Below are 24,572 nucleotides of genomic sequence, written 5' to 3'. Positions count from 1 at the left end.
TATGTCCAGACAACCTGACCGTGGGCAAGAAACGCTCATGGACATTTTTCATCGTCACCGGCAAACCGGTGAAGGTGGGCTTGCCGCTTCAGCACTTGAGCGCGCATTGCAGACGCCCGAATACTACCCAGAGGCTTGCATCTGGAAAGGTATCGATGCACTGACCCTGGACCCCAAGCTCGCATTTGTTTTCTTGAACAACGCTACCCATTCCTTCCCTTTACGCGCGGATGTTCAGGCGCTGGTCGGCCGCAGCATTCTCACGCAAGGGCAACCTGACCTGGCCAGCCGCTTTCTGAGTGGTGCCTGGCAAAAACTCCCTGATGAATCGCCGCTGCGAATGATGCTCTGGCAGTCACGCAGTCAAAGTGAATCCCCTGAGCAGCTCAGGCGCCTGATACTCGCGCAATTGCCTGACATCACTGCGCCAGCTGAACTGTCTTTCGTACTTAAACTGTTGGCGTCTCAGAAAGAGCTGACGGGCTGCGTCGGGGTGGTGAGTTACCTGCCTGACCAGCAGGAAATCCAGGGTTGGGCGGTCAATCTGCATGACCTGCAAAATCCAGTTCAGCTCCTGCTGGAGGCGAACGGGCATCAGATTGAGATGGTCGCCAACTCGCCCAGTGCTGTTCTCGCTGCCGCCGGTCTGCCAATAGCCCATGGCGGCGCGCGTATCAAAGTGCCGAACGCTACAGCTGCCGTAAATGTCCGCTTCGCGACAGGCGAAGCTCTGCAAGGCAGTCCGGTGTATGCGATGCCCGCTTTCAGCCCGCCCACGGCCTCAGCCACTGTGGGCGAGAAGCAGCCAGTGGATGTGCTGATTCCTGTGTTTGACGGACTGGAAGAAACGCTGGCGTGCATTCAAAGCGCAATCGACGCCCGCAAGTCGAACCGTACGCCTCATCGTCTTGTGGTGATCGAGGACATGACACCAGTGGCGGCGCTGCGCAAGGCGCTTAAGGTCCTGGCAGGCAAAGGCAAAATAACCCTCATTCACAATCCGGTGAATCTGGGCTTCATTCGCAGCATGAACCGTGCGATGGCCCTCAGCCCCAGGCAGGACGTCGTCTGGCTGAATGCCGACACGCGGGTTCACGGCAACTGGCTTGATCGCCTGCGTGACGTCGCCTACAGCGATGCATCGATTGCCTCAGTGACGCCGTTTACCAACAACGGCGAGCTGATGAGCTTTCCCGAAAGTCGCTTCAGCCACCCTATGCCCAGTGCGTTGGAACAGAGCCGGCTAGATGATTTGGCTCGGCTTGCCAATAGCCCTGCGATGGAAATCGAGACCGGATGCGGCTTTTGTCTGTATATCAAGCGCGAAGCCATCGGCGAAGTCGGTTATCTCGATGAAGTGGGACTGTCACGGGGCTATGGAGAGGAAACCGACTGGTGCATGCGTGCACGGGCTCTGGTCTGGCGCCACATGGGCGCGCCCTCCGTGTTTGTCGCGCATCAGGGTGGAATCTCCTTCGGTGAAGAGAAAACCCTGCGCGTCGCACACAACAACGCGATCCTCAGGCGACGCTACCCGGACGCGTCTGCGCGGTTTGACGATTTTTGCCTGCGTGATCCCATCAAGCCTGCCCGCCAGGCGCTGCAGCGCGCGCGTCTTGACGACGTGGCGGCGCAGATAGCGGAAAGCCCTCTGCGCAGCTGGCCCGCGCCTGGACTCAAGCAACTGCACATAGGGAAAGCGGGCGCATTCGACGCCCCGCTCAGCATGACTTGGCGCTACCAGAACTCGCGCACGATAGTGACGCTGCAAGCCCAAGTGAAGCCGCTGCTATTCAGCCTTGAATACGAACTGCCCGCACAAACCGAGCAACTGTTCAACGATCTGGCCAGGTTTGCAGTAGATGAATTGATCTTTCAGAACCTCGCGGGCGGACCCGAGTGGCTGTGCACCTTGCCTGCCCGGCTCGACAAACCGTACCGGGTTGTCTGCCGCGATGACGCATTGTTGCGCCGGGCAAGCGTCGAGAGTTGGGCCACATTTGCGGTTCAGGCAAACAGCATTCATCTGCCGTGGCAGGCACTGCAGCCGCATTACGCCAACGCGTTCCCTGGCGCCAGACTGGCTGTTGAATCCAGGCAACACGTTCAACGCGTCCATGCATCACGCCCTTCATGCTTACTGATTGGCGATGCGCTGCATGATCAAGACATCGGCAATGAGTGGCTGGCACTCGCCAAACGCATCCGGCGCGACCAGCTTCCGATCAAATTGCTGACCCACGTCGACAGCCCCTGGCGTAAAGCGCTGCTGACCTCTGGCGTGGTTCATGCACTGCCCCTGCTGTTCGGCCTGACACTCGAAGACTGCGCGCAGCTTGCAGGTTGCGAAGGCGTGCTCAGCCTGGACACAAACCCTGGCGCCGACTGGACCGCCCCTGATCTCGCTGACTCGCTTGGGATCGGACTTTACGCGGTCCCGAGCGCGCTCGCCGTGGAGGCAGGTGCATTGCCCGTAAATCATTTACCCCTTACCCGAGCCGAGTCTGATGTCTCTTGAAGTTTTAACCACCCTCGCGCTCAGCGATCCAACGCAGCCTGACGCCCCGATCCAAGGCGCAATCGTCGGGCTTTATGGCGACGTGCTTCAAGGCTGGGCGCTGGACAGCACGCGGCCGGAACAGACGCTGGTCGTGGAGATTCTTGTCGACGGCGCCTGCGTCGCACTCGCCCGCGCCGATCAGTTTTACCCCGACGCAAATGCCGGGGATGATTTTCACGGGTTCACCGTGCAGCTCAGGCAGAGATGGCTGGACGAAGCGCGGCACATCAGCGCCCGTGTCGCGAATACCGATCACAGCCTGGCGGGTGAGATAAATCTGCCTGCTACACCCAATAAAGCGCCGTTGCCTGTAGCCACTCAAGTCTGGCACAGCGGTGGCCTGCGCCTGGGTGGCTGGGCCTGGGATCCTGATGCACCACAACGTCACGTTCAGGTGATTGCTCGCGAGAACGATCGGGTGCTGGCGCAAATTTCTTGTGAGGAACACCACCAGGCACTGGTTTACCGGGCCACCAGCAACCACGGTTTTACCCTTGATCTCCCATGGGAACTGGCCGATGGCAAGCCTCACGTGGTTCACATCGAAAACGACCTAGGCCATCCGCTATCCGGTAGCCCGATACACCTGTGCTGCTGGCCGGAGGGTCTTGAAGGCCTGCTCAGGAATCACGAGCAACAAAGTCCGGATAAAAAGACCCTGGCGTTGCTCAGTGAGGTCGCCAAAGACCATGGAATGCGCCTGCCGAAAAGTGCAGGCTTTCACCACTACCCTCAGTGGTTCGAGGCATTCCAGCGCGACGTTCCCGCGTCAGGTGGATCGGTGGGCGTCAAGATCGGGCTGCTGCTGATAGCGGAGGGTGAGGCCGATCTCGGCGGGTCAATCGGGACGAGCCGAAACGTCCGTGGTTTACAGCCTTTCCATACCGTAGAGACGCAAAGTGCTGACGTGCTGTCTGCGTTGAAAGAACTGCTTGAGACCGGTTGCGAAGCCATTGTCCCGATCAAGGCTGGCGATCACTTGGCCAGTTTCGCGCTGGATCACTTGACCCAACTGCTAAATGACGGAGCTGCGTGGGGTTACGGTGACTGCGACCGCGATGGGCCACAGGGTGAACGCTCCCTTCCGTGGCTGAAGCCCGTGTGGGACATCGATCTGTTCATCGGCGCAGACATTTTCACGCCTGGGGCGATCTTCAGCGCCACAATCGTCCACGAAGCGCTGACTCTCCTGGCGGCTTCCGACCTGTTGCATTCGCTTGGTTGGGACCATCTGATCGCCGGCGTCGCGCTGGCCACAGAGAAGCTGAACGCCCGCGTAGTCCATTTGCCCCACGTGGTTTATCACCGGGATCACCTGGCGCCGGCGAGCCCGGAACAGGCTTCGCCGTCAGATGCTCGTCAGCACGCCATTACCTGGCTTTGCGACGCCTTGACGCCAGGGTCAACGGTGAGCGTGGTTCCTCGGTTTCCAGCCTTGCTGCGTGCACACTGGCCGCTTCCGTCCACCCTCCCCCGCGTCAGCCTGATCGTCCCGACTCGGGATCAGGTCGGCCTGCTGAGGACGTGCATCGAAGGCCTGCTGAATAACACGGATTACCCCGACCTCGAAATCATCGTGGTCGACAATCAGTCAAGCGATCCGGAGACACTCGCCTATCTGAGTGAGCTGCCGAAGCGTGGCGTGCAAGTGCTGCCGCATCCGTTTCCGTTCAACTACTCGACGATCAACAACCGGGCAGTCGAACACTCGACGGGAGACATCATTGGTCTGGTTAACAACGACATCGAAATCATAGAACCCGGCTGGTTGAAGGAAATGCTGAGCCAGTTGTTGCGTGACAAGGTAGGCGCAGTGGGCGCCAAACTTCTGTGGCCCAACCGCATGGTGCAGCACGGCGGCGTTGTGGTGGGCATTAACGGTTTGGCAGCACACACAGGTAACAACCTGGAAGAACATGATGCGGGCTATCTTGCGACGAACCAGCTCACCCGCCGCCAGAGCGCAGTGACCGCAGCTTGCCTGTTGGTGCGCAGATCTGTTTTTGATGAAGTCGGTGGGCTGGACGAAGACGCGTTTCCCGTTGCCTTCAACGATGTCGACTTTTGCCTTCGCGTTCAGGCAACCGGACGGAACGTGATCTGGACTGCTTTTGCCAAATTGATTCACGCTGAGTCGGCGAGCCGCGGGAAAGACGTCAGCGCTGAGAAGCGGGCGCGGGCGCAGCGGGAGCAGCAGGGGTTTATTGAGCGGTGGTCGCTGGATGGGCAGGTTGATCTGCATTATCACCCGGTCTTGAGTCATGATTATCTAAGTGGAACATATGGAGGACTGAGCGTTCCTCCGAAAAGCAGAGCAGTACGCATATATCCTTCAGCTATGCGCTATAGCAAGTAGTCGGCCTGGTGTGCCACAAAGGAGCCATCCTAGAAGCCAGCCCAAGCCTGAGGCGTTCAGAGCGATAAGCATCTGAGAAGCATGAAGTAGATTGTAGATCCCTTAGGCGTCCGGCTAATTAGTCAGCCGGACGCCTAATACAGGCTAGCTAATCTGATATCCAATCAAGAAACAATAACCCCATTTCTCACGTGTGATGATGCAGATAGGCTTGGGACCTCATCTTGATTATCCCCATAAGAAATATATGACGAATAAGTCCCTTCAAAAACCAGAGAATCCTCTGGGGCTGCATACGAAATACCGGCTCGCTTGATACCTTCCTCTAGAAGGATATGAACCGTTTCTTCGACAGAGACATTCTCATCTATAACACGACCGAATTTCATATTTCGGATTCGCTCAGCAGGTGCACCTAAGTGGGAAGAAACAGGCCATAGGCCAAGTCTGAACGCGTGGCTTAACGTATAGGAAAACGTCTCGGGGGACTTATTTGGAAAAAAAGCAACGTGCGGCTGGTAATGTTTGATTAAAGAATCAAGCTGTGACTCCTTATAACGCCCCAAGATACGAACATTGGTAAGAGCGGTCAGGGAGGAATCATCCATAGTGTGACCAAATACGATAAATTCAACTGGCAGCTTTTTGGCTAAAGCTTCAACTGCACATGCCTTAAGAGTGTAAAAGCCTTTGATATCACTGATGCCGCCAATCAAGGCTACTTTTACGAAACCTGAGGACGCCGGTGCAATGCTCGCTCTCGCCCGAGGCAAGCGCGACGTAGAGGGAGGGGCAGCATGCGGCACAACTTTGTAAGTCCCTTCCATTCCAAAGCGCTCCATGCGCTTCTGTACATCATGCGCCCCTACGATCACGCGTTCGGCATTGGCAAGTACGGGTCGATAGATATCGCGAAACTTTGCTACATCGCCTTTGACGTCTTCCAAAACCTTAAGCAGACCACCATGCGGCTTATGAAATTTAACGCATCCATTGCACGTCGCAACTGAAGGTTCACCGCAGTATTTGGCTGAGGGGCTCAAGGTCACCTGAGGACAGATCCACGAGTAATCATGGACCGTTACGACGTATGGATAACTATGGGTAAGCCACTTCACGAACCCGATAGGGACGCCAAAAGGCGCATGGATATGAACCTGATCAATATTTAGGCTTTTAATATCCTCCATCAGCGCAACATTATCTGCGGCGCCGTAGACCTCACGATGATAGGCGCTGAAGAAGCCAGTCTCTGGATAGTGGGAAAGATCAAAATCAAGCGATGAAGAACCTGATGAATCAAAGTGCAGCAAGATAGGCGTGTCGCCATCTCGCGCATGAATCGCACACAGGTCTCGTAAATACTTACCAGTACCCCCACCAAAAGAATGGGTGATATGCAGGATTCTTTTACCTTCTACAAAGTCGGAAATGAGTGCAAGATTTACCCCTCGACGGATTGCGCGACCTGGATCTGAGGATAAGAAGCGCTGGATGAGGCTATCGTAAAATGGATATTGCTCGGAGATTTTCCGCGCACTCTCTTTTACGCGCTCAAGCTTCTCACTTCCGAATGAAACGTTTCCTCGATGGATTACAAAAGTATCGCCTAGCATTACATGGCGCCAGCCACGAGATGAAGCTTGAAGGCAGAAATCCACCTCTTCACCGTACCCTCGCCCCCACTTTGCAGCGTCAAAATAGCCTATATCACTCAGGCACTCGCGGCGAATGAACATGCAAAAACCAACCGCCACCGGGATATCGACAACTCTTCCAGCGTTGACCCGCGCGGCAGTTGCATCGATCACTTGGGCGAACATTGGGTTAGAAACTTCTAAAGACTTACAAATGTAAGGAACCGAGCAAATTTCCGCATTATTCGATATTGGCGTTACAGTCCCTATTCGCGGATCTTGATCTGCTGCTGCACAAATCCGATCGACCCAGCCATTCTGAACAACAGTATCCGCATTCAAAAGAATTACGTCTTTATTCCCGGCTATCACAAATCCTGTGTTCACCGCTGCGGAAAAGCCTCCGTTCAACCGACGATGGACCACCATCACGTTAGGCAATCCTCGGGCTTCCAACGCGTCAAGGTATGATTTGATAAGGGGATCTGTAGTGCAATCATTTATAACAACTACGCGAATAGCTTTTTTATTGACCGCAGCCAAGACGCTTTCGACACACTCCACAGTTTCTGCTGCGCCACCGTAAACCGGAATAACCACGTCCAGGCTACTGGCGTCTTTTAAGCCTGAGATCTTCGGGAGTTTTTTCCAAAAGTGAACACTCGTCCCGGTTTGTCTAGAGATTAGCTCAGACAACACGTGCTTTAGCGCCTTAGATCCGGCCCTAGACACATCGACGATCTCCGTTGCAACGGACTGTAAAGCCTCGTAAGGAGAAGCAATAGAAATCTCACCGATAATGATATCCGTATCAAGATCTTTGACGAGATACTCCGCTGTCGATGCGTTTTCAGTGCCAAGATCGAAGAAAAAACCGCAATTGTGAGGCGAATCTTTAAAGCTACTGGTTACGTCAGGACGATATACATCACATCTGGCTTGGTGAACCAGCGCTCCAGACTTATAAAGACCAAGATTCAGTGAAGCTGAACTCGATGTATTAAACGCCCAACCAGCAAGGTGATGGGGGCTGGCAGAGTCGATACTTGATATGTATTCGGGATATGAAAGCGGCAGCGAGTCACTCCGAATGACGGTATTGCTATCACGAATAACTATGCAATAGATTCTAGGATGACCGTCCGCAAGTTCACCTCTTATCGGCCAAGCCGCAGTCGCGACATCGGACTTGCGTCCATTTGGCAGCGTATTTCGAAAAATAATATTTTCTTCAAACACCCCATCCATGTAGAGTTCCGCCTTCAGGTCGCCCCCTGGCCAACCCAGAAGATCTGCGACGAGATACCCCTTATCAATTCTCGGGTCGCTGATTGACATACGTGATGCCAAGTCAAAACTCAAAGGCGAGCCGGGTAACGGATAGCCAGCAACGCGAGTTTCGACGGTAAACCGCAGCCGTTTAATCGCGGACGCGGGGACCTTGACTTTGAATCCCGAAAGAATATATGAAGGCTTCAGAACGCCCAGATCTGGACGCGGTAGGTTTCCGGCAACTGTCGCAACTACTTGCCCATCAATGACCAATTCCACATGCGCTTTATCAGATTTACGCGCATCAATCGCCCACCCAATAACGCTGAGACTTTGATCAATCAAATCTAGATTTCCGTAGACGTGACTTGGCAAAGCCCACTTGATGCAATCGTCCAACGTAGGTCGATAGAGAGTCGACAGCCGAACGTTGTTGTCTTTCGCAAGCAACACCAGCTCTAGGTCACCACCTCTTTCTGATTTGGCAACCACTTCATTAAGCTTGGCCTTATCCCACAGCAGTCGAAAACCGCAGTAGGCATCTGCTGACAAAACGGCGCTGATGTCCGCTCGGTGGTACATTGCCTTCGCCGTACCAACGTGAATTCCATTAATGTATGCATTAATCATATGCTGCGCCGAGGTCTGAGCAGCGTCTATAAACCACCCACTTACACCCCAAACCTCAACTTCTTCAACGGATCCAAACAATCCTGAACTTGAGTCTCGCTGCACTTCATCACTTACGGTAATCATTCTAAATCATCCTAATTTTTTGAGACTACTCAACCGAACGGCGATCTAAAAAACTGAGATCTGTGTCTATATTTAGATCTTGAGGCGGACCGCTCAGAAACCGCTCAGCAAAGATTCCAAGCACGAAATGCGGCTTAAATTTTGTAACCAGATCGGGATCTGCAGAATTCCCCCACGTAAACACTACCTCATCAAACTGGGCACACAACAGGCTCAGCATCTGGTTTGCGCTCGATGTGCCATACAAATATAGCCGCCCATACCCTTTGGGCTGCTCACATAGCCTATGGAGCACATTGCCAGAAATTGTCGCGCCCGATGTGAGCGCTGGGGTTATCGTGTCGAACACCACTCGAACTTCCGATCGTGACAAGACCTTCAGCGCTTGCTCACCTAGAGGCGGGTCTAGCTTATCGCCTAGGTCGCCCACAAACTCTTCAAGCTCAAGCTCTACATCATAGCTTGGCGCAATATTAAAAAAGCTAAGAACGAAATCCATTAAAAAGACCTGCCCCTTAGGAGACAGATGAGTATCCGTTTTATAAAAAAAACTAGCGGGATCGGATTCGCGCATCAAATCATCAGCAATATAGAAAGTGTCATTAGCAAGCCCCCCACCCAACTCTTCGCACAGCTGGATACTTGGCCTAGACTCAGATATCGCCAACGGCACGGTCTTATAGGAGTTACAGATTACATTTTTGTCCGGCACTATGACTTGAAGGAATTTGCACCCTGACTGAATCGCGAATGCTCTTCGATAACTGAAGGTTCTGCGCAAATACTTCAGCATTTCCTTGTCAAGCGGCAGGTGCCCTTGGAGCACATCGTTGAATTTGTTTGAGTCATTTTTTAGAAACAGCCAACCGTCTCGACCCTGTTCTACGAGATCCTCGGCCCCCAGCCCTCTGCACTTCACTACGAAGCGAGACTGAGGAAATTCGAAAGCCAGCCCTTCAGCCTTGACGTCAACTATGTTTTTCCCAAAACTTAGATGCGGGGCAAGGGCAACCTCAAAGCCGTGATTGCCACTGCCAACGGCATCAAATATATCTTTTCTATACATATCGCAGACAGAGCTGAAAGCGAAATCCCCATTTACGAATATGTTGATACGCACAGCATTCGCTAAGTCGGCGGTATCTGCGATCCACCCGGCCAGCACCTCCTCATTTGCGATATCGACGTTACCTCTAATCATTTACCTCATCCTCGCGACGCTGCTCGAATCCAGACGGCCACACACTGCGGTGAACCGCTGACTCAACGGCGCTCATTAACAACGTGTGTACCATATCAGGTGTTAAACAAGATCGAGCCTATCTTGGTCAACGGCGATAACCGCCGCTAACCCAGTAACGGCCACGGTCGCCAAACGAAGCCCTTTCAGGCTTCCGCACCACCCTCAGGGGCCAGAAAACTGGCCACATTCTCGGATACTAAAAATATCGGCCCGCAGCTTCAGCAGCTTAAGTGTCACGGCCCAATGTCACGTGCGCTGTACGTACCTGCTGCGATGCGCAGGCCCCATACAGCTTCGCGCCTCATCTCTGGTATTCTGATGCGAAGAACGGCTAGGCCCCAATTTAATCAGAGTGGCCGTACCTTCCGCTACAGACGAGCTGGTTCAGAGCCGCTGCTCCGTCGCAGTGCCGATCACAATTAACACGTGCTCCGAACTGATCGGAACACCATCCATCATCAGTTTGTGCGTATTTGCTTAGGATAACCCCATATGGATCTAATCCCCGTAATCTTGTCAGGCGGCGTTGGCAGCCGGTTGTGGCCCGTGTCCCGCGAGGCCCATCCGAAGCCGTTCATGACGCTTCCCGACGGCCAGAATTTGATCCAGAAGACGTTCCTTCGGGCCGCGGCACTGGAAGGCGTTTCGCAAATCCTCACTGTCACCAACCGTGAGTTGCTCTTCAAAACCGAAGACGAATACCGGACTGTGAACAAGGCTGAGCTGGATCAAGCTTTCATTCTTGAGCCGTTCGGCCGCAACACCGCGGCTGCCGTTGCGATGGCGGCACTGCAGATCAAAGAACTCAATGGCGCTGACGCCCACATGCTGGTCCTGGCCGCTGATCATCTGATACAGGATGAACGCGCGTTCGCGACCGCCGTCGAAAACGCAGTACGCCTTTCCGAAAAGGGCTGGTTGGTCACTTTTGGCATCCAGCCGCAATATCCTGAGACAGGCTTCGGCTATATCGAGGCCGGTGGCTCCGCAGGCGAGGCAGGCGGCTTGAAGGTGTCGCGCTTCGTTGAAAAGCCAGACCTGAAGACCGCCGAGACGTACGTTGCCGCTGGCAACTACTTTTGGAACTCAGGCATGTTCTGCTTCAAAGTCGGGACAGTGCTCGAAGAGTTCGCCAAGCATGCACCAGACGTCCTGGACGCGGCGGTCGAGTCAATCGCAAGTTCTCGATTGACCCAGTCGGCGGGCTACCACTGCCTGGCGCTGGACGCGGACTCGTTCGCCAAAGTGCCGGATATTTCCATCGATTATGCCTTGATGGAGCGCTCTGATCGCGTCGCCACTGTCCCTTGCGACATTGGCTGGAGCGACATCGGCTCGTGGAACGCGGTGAGCGAGTTGACCCCTCAGGACGACCACGGCAATCGCTGCGAAGGTGAAGTGCTCGCTCACGGCGCTCGCAACAACTACGTCAACAGCGAGGAGCGGCTGACCGCATTGGTTGGCGTTGAAGACCTGCTTGTGATTGATACGGCAGACGCGTTGCTGATCGCGCATAAGGATCACGCTCAGGACGTGAAACACATCGTCACTCAGCTGAAAAAATCCGGGCACACGCTTCACCAGCTGCACCAGACGGTGCATCGCCCGTGGGGCACGTACACCACGCTCGAAAACGGTGAGCGTTTCAAGATCAAACGCATCGTCGTCAAGCCTAAAGCGTCGCTGTCCCTGCAGATGCATCATCATCGCAGCGAGCACTGGATTGTGGTCAGCGGCATGGCAATTGTCGTGAATGACGATCAGGAGCTGATGCTCAACACCAATGAATCGACATTTATTCGTGCAGGGCATCAGCATCGCCTCACCAACCCGGGCGTGATCGACCTTGTGCTGATCGAAGTCCAGAGCGGTGATTATCTGGGTGAGGACGATATCGTGCGTTTTGAAGACGTCTATGGTCGGGCCGGTAGCTGAGGCGTAGCCTCTCGCCCGCTTATGCGGGCCTGGTTGCGGGGTCGCTTCGGGCGTTTCCGCAGCCGGTAAAAGCGCATGGATCATTCGGGCGCCTCTACCCTCGATTCTGCACCCTCATGATCAACCCCCGTTTGCTCAAAGCAAGCTGCCTCCGTGCGGGCGGCGATTCGTCGCTTCTGGTATGGTGCCGGCACCCATGCCGTCATCAGGCGCTGGTGGAGGGGAGCCGATCATTTACGGCAAGGTTTTATGCACAGCATAAGATCGCAAGCGGTGCATGAGCCAGGACGCCCCACCGATTTCGCACAACTCAGGCGTTACAGAACAGGTCATTGAGGTTTTAGAATGTACGGTATGTTGCAAGGGCTTTGGGAATACCGAAGCTTCATCATCACATCCATCCGCAATGAGTTCATCGCACGCTTTGCAAGGAGCAAACTAGGCGGGCTTTGGATGATCATCCACCCCCTCTCCCAAGTCGCGATCTACGCCCTCATTCTGTCCAACGTCCTCGCCGCCAAACTGCCGGGCATTGACAACAAATACGCGTACGCCCTCTATCTGATGGCGGGCATCCTAGCGTGGAACCTATTTGCCGAGATTGTCGGGCGATGCCTTACTGTATTCATCGAGCAAGGCAATTTGATGAAAAAGATGCGCTTCCCGAGGATCGCGCTCCCTGTGATCGTTGTGGGTTCGTGCCTTCTCAACAACCTATTGTTGTTCGTCGCAGTTTTCATTGTATTCGCACTGCTGGGTCATATGCCCAGCCTTCAGATGCTCTGGTTGATCCCATTGACATTGACCGTCACCGCTTTGGCTGTCGGCCTTGGCCTGGTGCTGGGCGTGCTCAACGTCTTTGTCCGGGACATCGGGCAGGTTGTGCCGATCGTGCTGCAGGTCTGGTTCTGGTTCACGCCTATCGTTTATTCGCTGAACATCATTCCTGAAAACATGCGGGGAGCGCTGGAATTTAACCCCATGTTCCCAGTGGTCACGGCTTACCACGATGTACTGGTTTATCAGGTTGCGCCTAACCTCGCTCACCTCGGCATGGCGATTGGCCTCTCCGCAGCTTTGCTGGTGCTGGGACTGTTTCTGTTCCGACGCGCCGCTCCTGAAATGGTGGACTCACTATGACCTTGTTATCCATCAGCCATGTGGGTAAGGCCTACCGCACGTATACATCCGAGTGGCAGCGATTCGCAAAATGGTTCTATCTGCCTGTAAAACCCAGCTATGAACACTGGGTGCTGCGTCATATCAACTTTTCGATCGAGGCAGGGGAAGCAATCGGTATCGTGGGTCAGAACGGGGCGGGCAAGTCGACGCTTCTGAAAATGATCACCGGCACCCTTCGCCCGACAGAAGGCAAGATCCAGGTCAACGGTCGGATTGCCGCCATTCTTGAACTTGGGATGGGTTTCAGCCCGGAGCTCACAGGGCGCCAGAACGTCTACCATGCTGCCGGTCTCATGGGCTTCAATACTGCACAGATCGATGAGGTCATCGACGACATCGAAGCATTTGCCGAGATCGGTGAGTATTTCAACGAGCCTGTCAGGACATACTCCAGCGGCATGCAGATGCGAGTCGCGTTCGCGGTCGCCACTGCGTTCCGCCCGGATATTCTGATCGTCGATGAGGCCTTGTCGGTTGGTGACAGCTATTTCCAGCACAAGAGCTTTAGTCGCATTAAAGAATTCCAGCAAGCCGGAACTACGTTATTGATCGTGTCGCACGATCGAGGCTCGATCCAGGCGCTGTGTAATCGCGCCATCCTGATCGACAACGGCACGGTCATCAAAGACGGTCCTCCCGAACAGGTAATGGACTACTACAACGCAATTATCGCTCAGAAAGAAAACAGCACCGTCGAAGTGGTTTCCCTTGAAGGGAAAGGCGTGCAGACGCGATCTGGCACAGGCGAAGCGTCCATAGAAAGCGTGACGCTGTACGAGCGTGGCGCCCCCGTTGAATACGTCGGCGTCGGCGCAGAGGTTTGCCTGACGATCAACGTACAGGCCAACGTCGACCTCCCTGAACTGGTCGTGGGGTACGTGATCAAGGACCGGCTGGGCCAGGATGTTTTCGGGACCAACACCCATCATCTTGAGTGCAAGTTGCACGCTGTCAAAGCAGGCACCCGTCTCTCCTACAAGTTTAGCTTTACGGCAAATCTTGGGATTGGATCGTACTCAGTTGCAGTCGCCCTCCACTCCTCCGATACGCACATCGCTGAAAACTTTGAATGGCGGGACCTGGCGTTGGTGTTCAACGTTGTGAACATTTCAGAACATAAATTTATCGGTATGGCATGGATACCTCCTACCGTGGAGTGTGATTGATGGTTGCTCGTTTTTACAGGGCCTTTGAGGATCGTCACCGTGGCTCAAGGGAACTGATCCTCGAACGTCTCCAGTCCTACATGCCGTTCCTTCAACCGTTTCTCCAACTGGAAAACGGGCCAGTCGCGATTGATCTCGGCTGCGGTCGGGGTGAATGGCTGGAGATGGTCATCGGCGCCGGGTTCGCTGCGCGCGGCGTAGACCTGGATGAGGGCATGCTTGAAGGTTGCCGAACGCGAGGCCTGCCGGCCGATCTGGGTGATGCCGTAGGCGCGCTTAAAGCGCGTGTTGCCGAGAGTGTGTCGGTCATCAGCGCATTTCATCTGGTGGAGCACATTCCATTTCCGGCGTTGCAAGAGCTGGTCAGCGAGGCGCTGCGGGTGCTGAAGCCCGGGGGGCTATTGATTCTTGAGACGCCTAACGCAGAAAACCTTTTTGTGGGATCCAACGGTTTCTATATGGATCCGACCCACGAGCGACCGATTCCGCACTTGTTACTGTCCTTCCTGACCGAGTTCTCCGGTTTTGAACGAAGCAAGCTGCTGCGCCTCCAGGAAGAAGCCCGCCTGCACGACCCCGCCACGTCGATTGACCTGATCACAGCGCTCGGCAGCTCCAGCCCTGATTACGCAATTGTCGCGCAGAAAAAAGCGGCTGACTCCGTAATGTCGCTTTTTGACGAGCCCTTTGCCCAGACCTTCGGGATAACCCCTGGCGAGTTGGCTGCCCGTTATGATCAAAGTATTGAACAGCGATTTCAGGCTGTTGGGACGCAGATGGCGGAACTGTCGTCAACTACCGAGAAATTCCTGGCAGATACGAATATTGAACAAAGATTCCAGGAAGTAGGGACACAAATGGCGGAACTATCATCAACCACTGAAAAATTTCTGGAAACCATCTCGGAAATAACAGCGGAACTAGGTGACGCGAAGTACAAAAATGGATATCTGGAATATCACAATGGCCTGCTGACTTCACGCAATGAAGCATTGGAGCAGCAAAACTTTGCGCTGGTTGATGAACACCTCAACGTCAGCGATGAAAATAAAAAGCTTAGAGCCGAGCAAGCGAATCTAGAGGCCGTAATCCAAGCTCTTCGTTCTGAAGTGCAGAACCTTCAAGATGGCACGCATCACCTGCATGCCGAAATGCAGCACCTTCAGGCCCAACTGGACAGTATCGCCTCGGACAGGCACAGCATGGCTGTTAATTTGAACGCGGTTGTGCAGAGCACCTCGTGGAAAATTACGCAGCCGCTCAGAAGACTCTCCAGCTTCGTATCACGTACTAAACCGGTTACTCGAAAAGCAAGCAGGAAGCGAGCGCTGGCCCTGAAGGCCATCAACTTTGTCTCGGCCCGCCCGTTTCTAAAGCCCTATGCGCGGACCGGCATCAAATTTTTACCCGCATCATTGCGGGCGAAACTCTGGGCGCTGTCTGTTCACTCGGTAGTACCCGTTGCCACAAGCCAGTCCACGCCTGCCAACGCCTCATCTCTTAGTTTGCGGGAGGCCGAAATTTATATGGAGCTCAAACAGGCTTTTGAGCGCAAGGAAAGTAAGTGATGCGAATAGTAATAGACCTGCAAGGCGCGCAATCCGAGAGCCGGTTTCGTGGAATAGGTAGATATTCGCTTTCTCTGAGCCTGGCAATTGCCAAACTCGCGCAGGATCATGAGATCTGGATCGCTCTGAACGGGAAGCTGACAGAGAGTATCGCCAGCATCAAAGCGGCCTTCGCTCCGCTGATCCCCGCCAACCGCATTCGTATTTTCGACGTGCCCGATGACCGAGCGCCGGGCCCCTGGACGGCTCACGCATCGGAAGTCCTCCGCGAGCGCTTTCTTGATGCACTGGAGCCGGACGTCGTCTTGGTAAGCAGCGTTTTCGAAGGACCTTGGGCTGGCGCTGTGACGTCTATCGGCGCCTGTGAGACCCGGCACAAAACAGCGGTCATTTTCTATGACCTGATCCCATTGCTGGATCCGGACGTCTATCTGCCGAATCCGGCATTGCGTGACTATTACTTCAGAAAAATCCAGTGGCTCAAAAATGCTGACCTGCTGCTGGCGATTTCCAATTCGTCCAGCAACGAAGGCGCCGAGCACCTCTCGATACCTGAAGGCAAGATTGCGAATATTTCTGCGGCCATTGGAGACCAGTTCACGCCGACGCAGCTTGATGCTGCTGCTTCAGCGCTGTTGTTTGGGCGGCTAGGAATCACCGGCAAATACATTCTGTTTGCGCCAGGCGGCTTTGATCCAAGGAAGAACTTTGCCCGGCTGATAGAAGCGTACAGCACGCTCTCGCCTGAGTTGAAGTTCTCTCACCAGCTCGTGATTGCCAGCAAACTTCATCCGCCGCAGCGCGCCGAACTCGAGCAATACGCACAGACCTTCAACCTTCAGGACAACCAACTGGTACTGACTGGGTATGTCGAGGATGACGAGCTCGTTGCCCTGTACTCGATGGCGACGCTTTTTGTTTTCCCGTCGACCCACGAGGGCTTCGGCCTGCCAGTGCTGGAAGCCATGGCGTGCGGTGCCGCCGTCATCGGGTCCAATTGCAGCAGCGTCCCTGAAGTCATCGGGATGGAAGAAGCGCTGTTCGATCCCTTCTCGATCAGCTCCATCGCCGAAAAGATCGAACAAGGCCTTCAGGACCACTCATTCCGCGAGCGCCTGCTTGAGAACGCTCTCGAGCAGTCCAAACGTTTCTCGTGGGACGCGTCGGCAACCAAAGCGATCGCGGCTATCGAGTCCCTTGGCCTAAGGTCTCCGGTAGGTTCCTCCGGTATCGACAAGCACTCGCTGATTGCTGAGCTGGTCGCTATTGACGCTGCTCCGGAGTCTGACGAGGCGATGCAAAGGGTCGCGAAAAGCATCGCCTATAACTTCAAAGGCGGTGAGGGAAACCAACTGCTGCTGGATGTCTCCAGCATTGTGCATTCGGATGCCAAGTCCGGCATTCAGCGGGTCGTGCGAAGCTTGCTGCACGAGTTCTTGAACTCCGCACCTGCCGGCTACGACGTGCGTCCGATTTACTATCAGGAAGGCTCCTACTACTACGCAGAGAAATTCACTTCAGCGGTGACATCCGACCAAGTCGTCTCCATAGATTCGCTTATCGATGTCACTCAAGGGGATATCTACTTATCCCTTGATCTGAATATGCACCTCGCCAGTCAGCTACTGCCATTACACACCCACATGCAGAACGTGGGTGTGCAGATTAACTACCTGGTTTATGACTTGCTATTGATTCACCGCCCAGACTGGTGGCATGCGCCTAACCCTGATTTTTTCAGGAACTGGCTTGAGAAAATCTGCCTTGTCGGGGACAGACTGATCTGTATCTCTGAGGCGGTAGCGGTAGAACTGCGCAGCTGGCTCGCGGAGAACCCTCCGGCCCGAATCGACGGCGGCCCCGTTATTGAAAGCTTCCACCTTGGTGCCGACATCGATAACAGTTTGCCAAGCGGAGGGATGCCTGATGAGGCGGCCCAGACGCTGGATCTGATCTCGCAGCACCCTTCCTTCCTCATGGTCAGCACCATCGAGCCTCGCAAAGGGCATGCACAGACGCTCTCGGCATTTGAGCTGCTGTGGGAGCAAGGTCACGAGATCAATCTGGTTATTGTGGGCAAGCGCGGTTGGCTGGTGGATGAGCTTGTTGCTCGACTGGAAACCCACCCGCAGATGCACAAAAAGCTGTTCTGGCTGGAAGGCATCAGTGACGAATATCTAGAGCAGGTGTATTCAACGTGCTCGTGCCTGATAGCGGCGTCCGAGGGTGAAGGGTTTGGCTTGCCGCTCATTGAAGCAGCGCAGCACAAAGTCCCGATGATCATTCGTGACATCCCGGTTTTCCGGGAAGTGGCCGGCTTGCATGCGTCCTACTTCAGCGGCCTGGAGCCTCAGGCGCTTGCAGACTCAATTACTACCTGGCTGACGCAAAGGGAAACCGGGCATCACCCGTCATCGGATTCAATGCCGTGGCTGACGTGGAAGCAAAGTGCTGAGCAGCTGAAGGCAGTGCTGATTCCCTGAGACGATGCTGCCGGCAAAGGTGGCAAGGACGCCACAGGCCTGCCCTGCAGCCTGAGGTGCGGCTGAAGCGTCGCACCAATGGTCTCGAAGTGTTGGCGCTGAAGCCTCCTGCCAGGGAGGTCAGCGCCGATCTGGTGTCACGGAATTATCCGCATCGACACGAAGCCTATCCCAAGTATCCGGTCGTCCGCGCTTCCGGAAAGCTGCTTGGGCGAAACCGGATTCGGCGGCACGAACGTTATGCTGTCGGCGCTTACGCCTGCGAGATCAACATCAAGACTGACTTGCGAGACACCTGCGGTCAGCCGGATGTCGTATTCACGATTGCCAATTTTAACGAGTGTCGGCTCTTGCCCCTTGGCACCGTAGAGCTGGGCCGTCAGCACGAGAGTGAATTTCTGCGGCAGGGGATCGGTAAATTTGAAGGACGCCTGCTGGGAGGACCATCGCCCCCACGGCTCCAGGGCATACAGACCTTGTGCGTCGCTGATGAACTCGGGGAAACCGCCTCGGGTAAAGTCTATGCCGCTTGGCAGGTCCGCACTGTAGCGCGGCCCAAGAGCGTCAACGTAGTAGCCGGCCACCTTCCCAATCTGATTTGCAGAAAGGCCTGCCAGATCGGGATGCGCGCTGTTATCGAGCTTAAAGAAAACCAGTTCTCTGTCGCCGCTCTGAAGTAGCGGGGCCTGCTTTAGCAACTGCGATACTTCCTGGATGAGCGCCTCAGCGTTATCAGCGTATCCACGGCGGTCTATATAAATACCATCAAACCCGAGCCTGCGGATCACCTCAATCTGGCGCTCCATAGGCTCTTGGGCCAGAGCACGATAGAACAAATCACCGGGCCGACCTTTCATGCCACCAAAGCTCCAGTGAAGCGCCTTCGAGTGCAGCACGCCGGTCATCATCTGATAATTAGACAGACGATTCATTATCGGGACTTCTGGAAAGCCTATATACGGCAGCTGATAGACCGCCCCCCCTGCAGGAAGCGCTTTTTCGACTGAGTGGATGAAGTCTCTGTCGCTATCGAACGCTGCATCATTCGTGGCATTGCAGTCTTTGCAAGGTGGAGCCGTCTGGTCGTACAGCCCTGCCAACAGCAAAACGATCGCAACAGGCACCGAGTACTTGGAAAACAGAGGCGCTCTTTTCTGTAGCAAAAGCTGGAGCGAAATGAAGAAGAACAACAACGCGCCGCACGCTATGAAAATACTGTCTCTGTTCCATCCACGTATGGAGGGCGAGACCACCATGGCGAACAAGGAGCCCAAGCCTCCCACCGTCGCAAACAGGAACAATACAAATGTCGTGACCGCCAATAGGCGCAGCCTGCGGCTGGGTTCCGTACGGGCCGGAGCGAAGATCAGGTACAGCAACGCCATCATGAAGCCGACAGCACCGATCACACCGAGCGATGAAGTGGAATTCTCGTTGATCAGCGGGGTTATCTGGTTATAGAGCTGAGCCCCCTCGCCTAATTTCGCAACTCGGTGGTCTGTCCGGGGCATCAACAACTGCATCATCTTCAGCCCATAGAGCTCGGACTCGCCTGGCGAACGCTGGGCGACCTCTGGATTAGGGCCATCTTTGAACGTCCCGATCACATTGGGCGCGATATTAACGGCTACACCAAAGACGGTCGCAGCAATGAGCAGTGCAGCTTTTGTCGCGCCGTGGGAATTGCGCGATGTCAGGGCACTCATCACACCGGCCGATGCAAGAATGATTATCCCAAACAGGGCGTAATAAACGCCGAATGAGGCAAGAACGAGCATGCCTGCCGCCGCCACCACGATTCTACGCAGCGTAGGTCTGAGCCCCGACGGATGGGGAGGATTCTGGGTTTGGTAGATGTCCAACGCCAGATAGAAAAACACCGGAGCCACCAAATACCAGGTGTAAAAAAGATGCTGCAACCGCAGAAAGTGAAAGGGTGCAAACGTATACAGCACGCTGGCTGTCACCGCAAAACTGCGACTCAGGCCGAAAGCCCGAGCGGTCACGTAAGTTGCGACGAAACAAGAAGGGAATCCAAGCAGATAGAACAGCTTTACTCCACCCGGCCACCCCCCGCTAATCAGAGAGAATACCTTGATCAGCAAATGGTCGGCACCGTCCGAACCCGGAAAATCAAGGAAGTTGGAGCCGAACGGATAACCACTTCTGAGATTATCGAATAACCAGCCTTCCGCGACTCGTTGCGCCATCCAGGCGTGGAACAAACCGTCGCCCTTGTACCCAAAAGGTCGCGTTAAGTCCGGCGTCAAACCGTCATGCAACCCGCTCATGAGAATGCTGGCAAGGAAGAACGTCACGACCGCGCCGACGAGTATCAGCTTCCACTCTGAGGCAAAGGTCGTACGCCAGGATCTAAAAACATTCACATCGGCAGGGCGGTATGGGGCGGGTTTGATCAAAGGCTTCACAGTATTAGGCTCGGACAGTTAATCAAAATTTACGCGTTCAAGTTCGACGACCAGCGGCATGTTGCGGATCTTAGTGTGAACTGAACCCAGGTACTCCCCGAGCATTCCCAAGAACAAAATCTGCACCGAGCTGAAAAAGAACAGCGAAATGAGCAACGGAGCGATACCCATCTGAAAGGAGTTCCAGAACACCAGCTTGGCGATCAGGAAACCAAACGCTGCCAGCAGGCTTAACCCTGCAAGCAAGGCTCCCCCCATCACCATCAGACGCAAAGGCACTTTCGAATGGTTGGTGATACCCAGCATGGCAATGTCATACAAGGTATAGAAGTTGTTGCTGGTGATGCCGCGCATGCGTCGTGGTTGCTTGAACGGCACGGTGGCAATCGGGAAGCCGATTTCACACAGCAGGCCACGGAAGTACGGGTACGGATCATCAATCTTTTTAAGTATGTCCAGAACAGCCCGGTCAAAAAGACCTGCACCTGTTGCGTTCTGCACCAACGGGACTTCTGAGATGCGGGTGACGAAGCGGTAGTAAGCGCGGCGAGCGATGAACATCAAGCGCGACTCTTCGCTCTCAGGCTTCACTGCCATCACGGTCTTGAAACCCTCCTCCCACTTCTTGACGAACTCTTCGATCATCTCAGGCGGATCTTGCAGGTCAGAGGCAATCAGTACGGCAGCGTCGCCCCGAGCCTGGAGCAGAGCGTGATAGGGCGAGCGAATGTGACCGAAGTTTCGGGCGTTCAGGATCAGTTTTACGCGACTGTCCTGCGCAGCCAGCGCGCGCAACTTGACGATGCTGCTGTCGGTCGAGCAGTTATCAATGAAGATATGTTCGTAATCGTAGTCAAGGCGGGACATCACCTCGACGATGCGCTGGTACAGCTCATCAATATTGGCTTCTTCGTTGTAGCAAGGGGTCACTATGCTGATGAGCTTACGCATAATTGAAAACATACCTGTTATTAATGACGAATGAGAGTAAAGCCATGGGCACGATTAGCGCGATGCCGGCTAAATAGGGGTTTACGCCCAGCAACTTCAGCCCTGCAATCCCGGCCACGTTGGCAGCGTAGACAACGGCATAGCCGGCCACGAAACGAAAGATGAGTTTGTTGTTGTTCGAACCAAACACCAGGGCGCCAGTGCTCTTGAAGTTGAACAATACGCCCAGAATGGTGGCGAGCAGCAGCGCCAGGCTGTAATGAAGGCCAAGATACAGAAAGCCGGCAAAACAGCCATAGCCGAACGCCGCGTTCAACATCCCTACCAACGCAAACCGGACCAGTTTAATTTGAAGAAGGGCGCGAACCCGTGGCCACGTTTTTTCAGTCTCTTGCATGCAACGCCTGCCTGATCTCACGCAATACACCGCTTAGCGATGAGTCGCCGGGCACATAGCCGAACAATTGCTCAGCCCTGCGATTGTGCGAATAGTAATGGGCCTTGGGCCCGGTAGCATTCACCCGAGCCTGTTCACCGGCAACCGTGAACTTGAGGCCAAACTCATCGCTGACCGCTGCCAGCAATTCAAATTTCCCCACGGGCGCAAGGCTGTAACAGTCCACTGCAGCGTTACCGGGAGGCGCCTGCAATACCCGGTCGATCAACTGCATGAAGTCGGCAGGTGTGAGGTAATCGCGAAGCATGTCATCGGGAGCAACTTCCAGCACGGTGCCCGTATGCAGGGACCTCAGGATGTCACTCATGAAGAACCGCGCCTCGCACGACTGGCGATGGCTGAAGTAGCTGAACACTCGCACATCGGTAATGGCCGCCTCAGGCAGCGCGCGGTGGCGACACTCAGCCTGAAACTTGGCCGCGCCGTACCAGTGCTGCGGCTGCAGCGCGTTGATGGGAAACACGGCCGCCGATTCGTCAGTGATTGGCGCTGAGAAGTTGGTGCCATAGGCGGCGCCGCTGCTCAGGTAGATGTATTTGCATGCAGGGTGGCTACGCAAGTAGGACAAGGCCAGATGGTCGTACTGCTCCGTGATGCTGAAAATCGCTTGGCCCATCTCTACGGCACGGGCCGGATCGCCTACGCCAACGAAGTTGATGATCGCATCAAATTCGCAGCGGTCACCGAAAGCGGCGTAGTCGAGAACCGGAAAGCCCTCACGTGCCGCGATCGCTTGAAGTTCTGCGTTCAGTGTCGCCGGCGTACGCACAAACAGGCTGCATTTGTACGCTGTGGCTTGAGCGAGACTGGCTATCAGGTCCTTGGCAATATGGCTGCTGGCTCCAAGGATGGCAACCTTCATTGACCCAGGTCCAGCAACGGCGACTGTTCGTGGATAGGACGGCCAAACTCAAGGCGAGGACGACACTCGCGGGCATCGGGCATCAGCACTTCGATGAGCATCGGCTTACCTGCCGCCAGAAATTCCACGACCGCAGACTTGAACGTCTCCAGGTCGACCACGCTGCGCGAATCAATACCGTAGGCTTCGCCCAGGGCTTTGAACTGCGAGGTATAGCCATCCCAGTACGTCGAGGAGTTACGCCCCTCGAAGTACATTTCCTGAAAGCCGCGCACCATGCCCAACGAGTGGTTGTTCAGCACCACCGTCAGGATAGGCAGCCGCTCACGGGCAATGATGTCCAACTCCTGGATATTCAGCTGGGCCCCGCCGTCACCGGTAATCACCACAACTGGCTTGTGCCCGGCGATGCAGGCACCCACGGCCGCCGGAATGGCAAAGCCCATCGTGCCCAGACCGCCGGAGTGATGCATGGCTTGTTCGGAGTTCAGGCGCAACGTGTGCGCGGCCCACATCTGGTTATTGCCTACATCGGCCACGTAATCGAGCGCGCGGCCTTCGGTCAATTCGTTGAGGGCACCGAACAGAGCGAAAGGGCTGAAACCCAAGTCGGTGTACTCGTCCTTGAACGATTGCTCAAATACCTGCGCCAAACTTGCATGCCAGGACGGCGGCGCGGACGGCAGCATCGGAGCGCGAGCAATGAAGGAGGCGAACACCCCTTCAAGGTCGGCGTGGATCGACTGCTGCGCCTTTACCCTGTTATCCAGCTGAGCGGCGTCCAGGTCGAACTGCACTATGTGCGCGTTTTGGGCGAAGGTTTCGGGCTTGGCGCCGGTTTGGCGTACGTCCATGCGGCTGCCGAGAACAATCAGCAGGTCGCAATGCTGCACGGCGTAGTTGGCCGCCCTCGTCCCGTAAGCACCCAGCATCCCAATGTAGTGCTCGCTGGCGGGCACCTTCTCGGCGCCCTTCAGGCTCGCAACGTGAGGGATGCCCAGCCTGCGGACCTCGCTCAACCATTGGCCGAACCTGGGCGTGTTCACAGCGCCGCCACCGATCAGGAACAGCGGCCTCTGAGCTTTCTCCAACAATGCCCAGACGTCTTCATGAGAGGCTTTCTGCGCAGGCGCTCGGTCCGACTCGCGGTCCCAGGCGCTCAGCAATTCATCAAGCACGGCGTCGTCGACTTCGGCCCGCTGGACGTCCATGGGAATGTCCAGAAGCACGGGCCCTGGTCGGCCTTCGCGGGCGATGGTGATCGCTTTGAGCAGGCAAGGAATCAGTTCGTCAACATGGGTGACCTGGTGAGCGTACTTGGTGATGCTGCTCACCAAGGCAACGCTGTCGAGCTCCTGAAAACCCTGTTGGCGAATAGCCCGATCGCCCTTCTGCTCATGGGTGTTGACCTGGCCGGTCAGGAACAGGCACGGATGGCTGTCCAGCCAGCAGTCGGCAATTCCGGTGATCAGGTTAGTGGCGCCCGGGCCGCTTGTGCCCAGTGCCACGCCCATCACTTTGTGACTCGTCGCGCGCGCGACGGCGGATGCAGCGAAGGCGGCGCCTTGCTCATGGTGCATGGAAACCAACTTGGTCTTGCCGAGCAAGTTGATACTGTCCACCAAGTGGGCAATCATTCCACCGATGAGCTCGAAACCGTAGAGGACTTGAGTGTCCGCCAGAACCTTGGCTACTGCATCCGATGCTTTCATAAG

Annotated in this window: 14 protein-coding genes; 7 read left to right on the top strand and 7 right to left on the bottom strand. The window is 55.2% G+C overall.

Annotated elements, in window-relative coordinates:
* Positions 1-37: 37 nt before the first annotated feature.
* Together AC07RO_RS23565 and AC07RO_RS23560 are read left to right on the top strand one after the other, a co-directional pair.
* Positions 38-2,518, top strand: a complete 2,481-nt coding sequence (locus tag AC07RO_RS23565) for a glycosyltransferase family 2 protein (protein WP_495087204.1) — start codon at positions 38-40, stop codon at positions 2,516-2,518.
* Entirely contained in the window at positions 2,508-4,916 is a 2,409-nt protein-coding gene (locus AC07RO_RS23560; protein ID WP_495087203.1) for a glycosyltransferase family 2 protein, read from the top strand. Before AC07RO_RS23565 ends, AC07RO_RS23560 begins: the two co-directional genes overlap by 11 nt.
* 164 nt (positions 4,917-5,080) lie before the next feature.
* Here AC07RO_RS23560 and AC07RO_RS23555 read toward each other — a convergent pair whose 3' ends face one another.
* Together AC07RO_RS23555 and AC07RO_RS23550 are read right to left on the bottom strand one after the other, a co-directional pair.
* Positions 5,081-8,581, bottom strand: a complete 3,501-nt coding sequence (locus AC07RO_RS23555; protein ID WP_495087202.1) for a glycosyltransferase — start codon at positions 8,579-8,581, stop codon at positions 5,081-5,083.
* Positions 8,582-8,606: 25 nt separating this feature from the next.
* A complete protein-coding gene (locus AC07RO_RS23550; protein WP_495087201.1) occupies positions 8,607-9,782 on the bottom strand; it encodes an alginate O-acetyltransferase AlgX-related protein in 1,176 nt (391 codons plus the stop codon).
* Between the two features lie 534 nt (positions 9,783-10,316).
* Between AC07RO_RS23550 and AC07RO_RS23545 the strand changes: the two genes are divergently transcribed.
* The 5 genes from AC07RO_RS23545 to AC07RO_RS23525 all read left to right on the top strand — a co-directional run bounded on the left by AC07RO_RS23545 (position 10,317) and on the right by AC07RO_RS23525 (position 18,158).
* Positions 10,317-11,759 carry a mannose-1-phosphate guanylyltransferase/mannose-6-phosphate isomerase gene (locus tag AC07RO_RS23545; protein ID WP_495087200.1) on the top strand — a complete coding sequence of 481 codons (1,443 nt, stop codon included), beginning with the start codon at positions 10,317-10,319 and terminating at the stop codon, positions 11,757-11,759.
* 345 nt (positions 11,760-12,104) lie between these two features.
* Entirely contained in the window at positions 12,105-12,899 is a 795-nt protein-coding gene (locus AC07RO_RS23540) for an ABC transporter permease (RefSeq protein WP_495087199.1), read from the top strand.
* The gene (locus AC07RO_RS23535; RefSeq protein WP_495087198.1) at positions 12,896-14,107 is read left to right on the top strand and encodes an ABC transporter ATP-binding protein; all 1,212 of its coding nucleotides are present in this window, start codon (positions 12,896-12,898) and stop codon (positions 14,105-14,107) included. Before AC07RO_RS23540 ends, AC07RO_RS23535 begins: the two co-directional genes overlap by 4 nt.
* Positions 14,107-15,675 carry a class I SAM-dependent methyltransferase gene (locus tag AC07RO_RS23530; protein WP_495087197.1) on the top strand — a complete coding sequence of 523 codons (1,569 nt, stop codon included), beginning with the start codon at positions 14,107-14,109 and terminating at the stop codon, positions 15,673-15,675. The genes AC07RO_RS23535 and AC07RO_RS23530 overlap by 1 nt, the downstream gene beginning before the upstream one ends.
* Positions 15,675-18,158 (top strand): glycosyltransferase family 4 protein, encoded by a 2,484-nt coding sequence (locus tag AC07RO_RS23525; RefSeq protein ID WP_495087221.1) that lies wholly within the window; start codon positions 15,675-15,677, stop codon positions 18,156-18,158. Before AC07RO_RS23530 ends, AC07RO_RS23525 begins: the two co-directional genes overlap by 1 nt.
* Before the next feature lie 137 nt (positions 18,159-18,295).
* Here AC07RO_RS23525 and AC07RO_RS23520 read toward each other — a convergent pair whose 3' ends face one another.
* Genes AC07RO_RS23520 through AC07RO_RS23500 form a run of 5 tightly spaced genes read right to left on the bottom strand, consistent with a single transcriptional unit; the run spans position 18,296 to position 24,569 of the window.
* A complete protein-coding gene (locus tag AC07RO_RS23520; protein WP_495087196.1) occupies positions 18,296-20,587 on the bottom strand; it encodes a DUF7024 domain-containing protein in 2,292 nt (763 codons plus the stop codon).
* A gap of 18 nt (positions 20,588-20,605) precedes the next feature.
* A complete protein-coding gene (locus tag AC07RO_RS23515; protein ID WP_495087195.1) occupies positions 20,606-21,538 on the bottom strand; it encodes a glycosyltransferase family 2 protein in 933 nt (310 codons plus the stop codon).
* A complete protein-coding gene (locus AC07RO_RS23510) occupies positions 21,531-21,935 on the bottom strand; it encodes a GtrA family protein (protein ID WP_282367273.1) in 405 nt (134 codons plus the stop codon). The genes AC07RO_RS23515 and AC07RO_RS23510 overlap by 8 nt, the downstream gene beginning before the upstream one ends.
* The gene (locus tag AC07RO_RS23505; protein ID WP_495087194.1) at positions 21,922-22,857 is read right to left on the bottom strand and encodes an NAD-dependent epimerase/dehydratase family protein; all 936 of its coding nucleotides are present in this window, start codon (positions 22,855-22,857) and stop codon (positions 21,922-21,924) included. Before AC07RO_RS23505 ends, AC07RO_RS23510 begins: the two co-directional genes overlap by 14 nt.
* Positions 22,854-24,569: a thiamine pyrophosphate-binding protein gene (locus tag AC07RO_RS23500; protein WP_495087193.1), complete on the bottom strand. Its 1,716-nt coding sequence runs from the start codon at positions 24,567-24,569 to the stop codon at positions 22,854-22,856. Before AC07RO_RS23500 ends, AC07RO_RS23505 begins: the two co-directional genes overlap by 4 nt.
* Between the last annotated feature and the right edge of the window lie 3 nt (positions 24,570-24,572).

Source organism: Pseudomonas sp. GW821-FHT07F05, from assembly GCF_059418765.1.
Note: the sequence above shows the minus strand (reverse complement) of the source record. Positions and strands in the feature narration are given on the sequence as shown.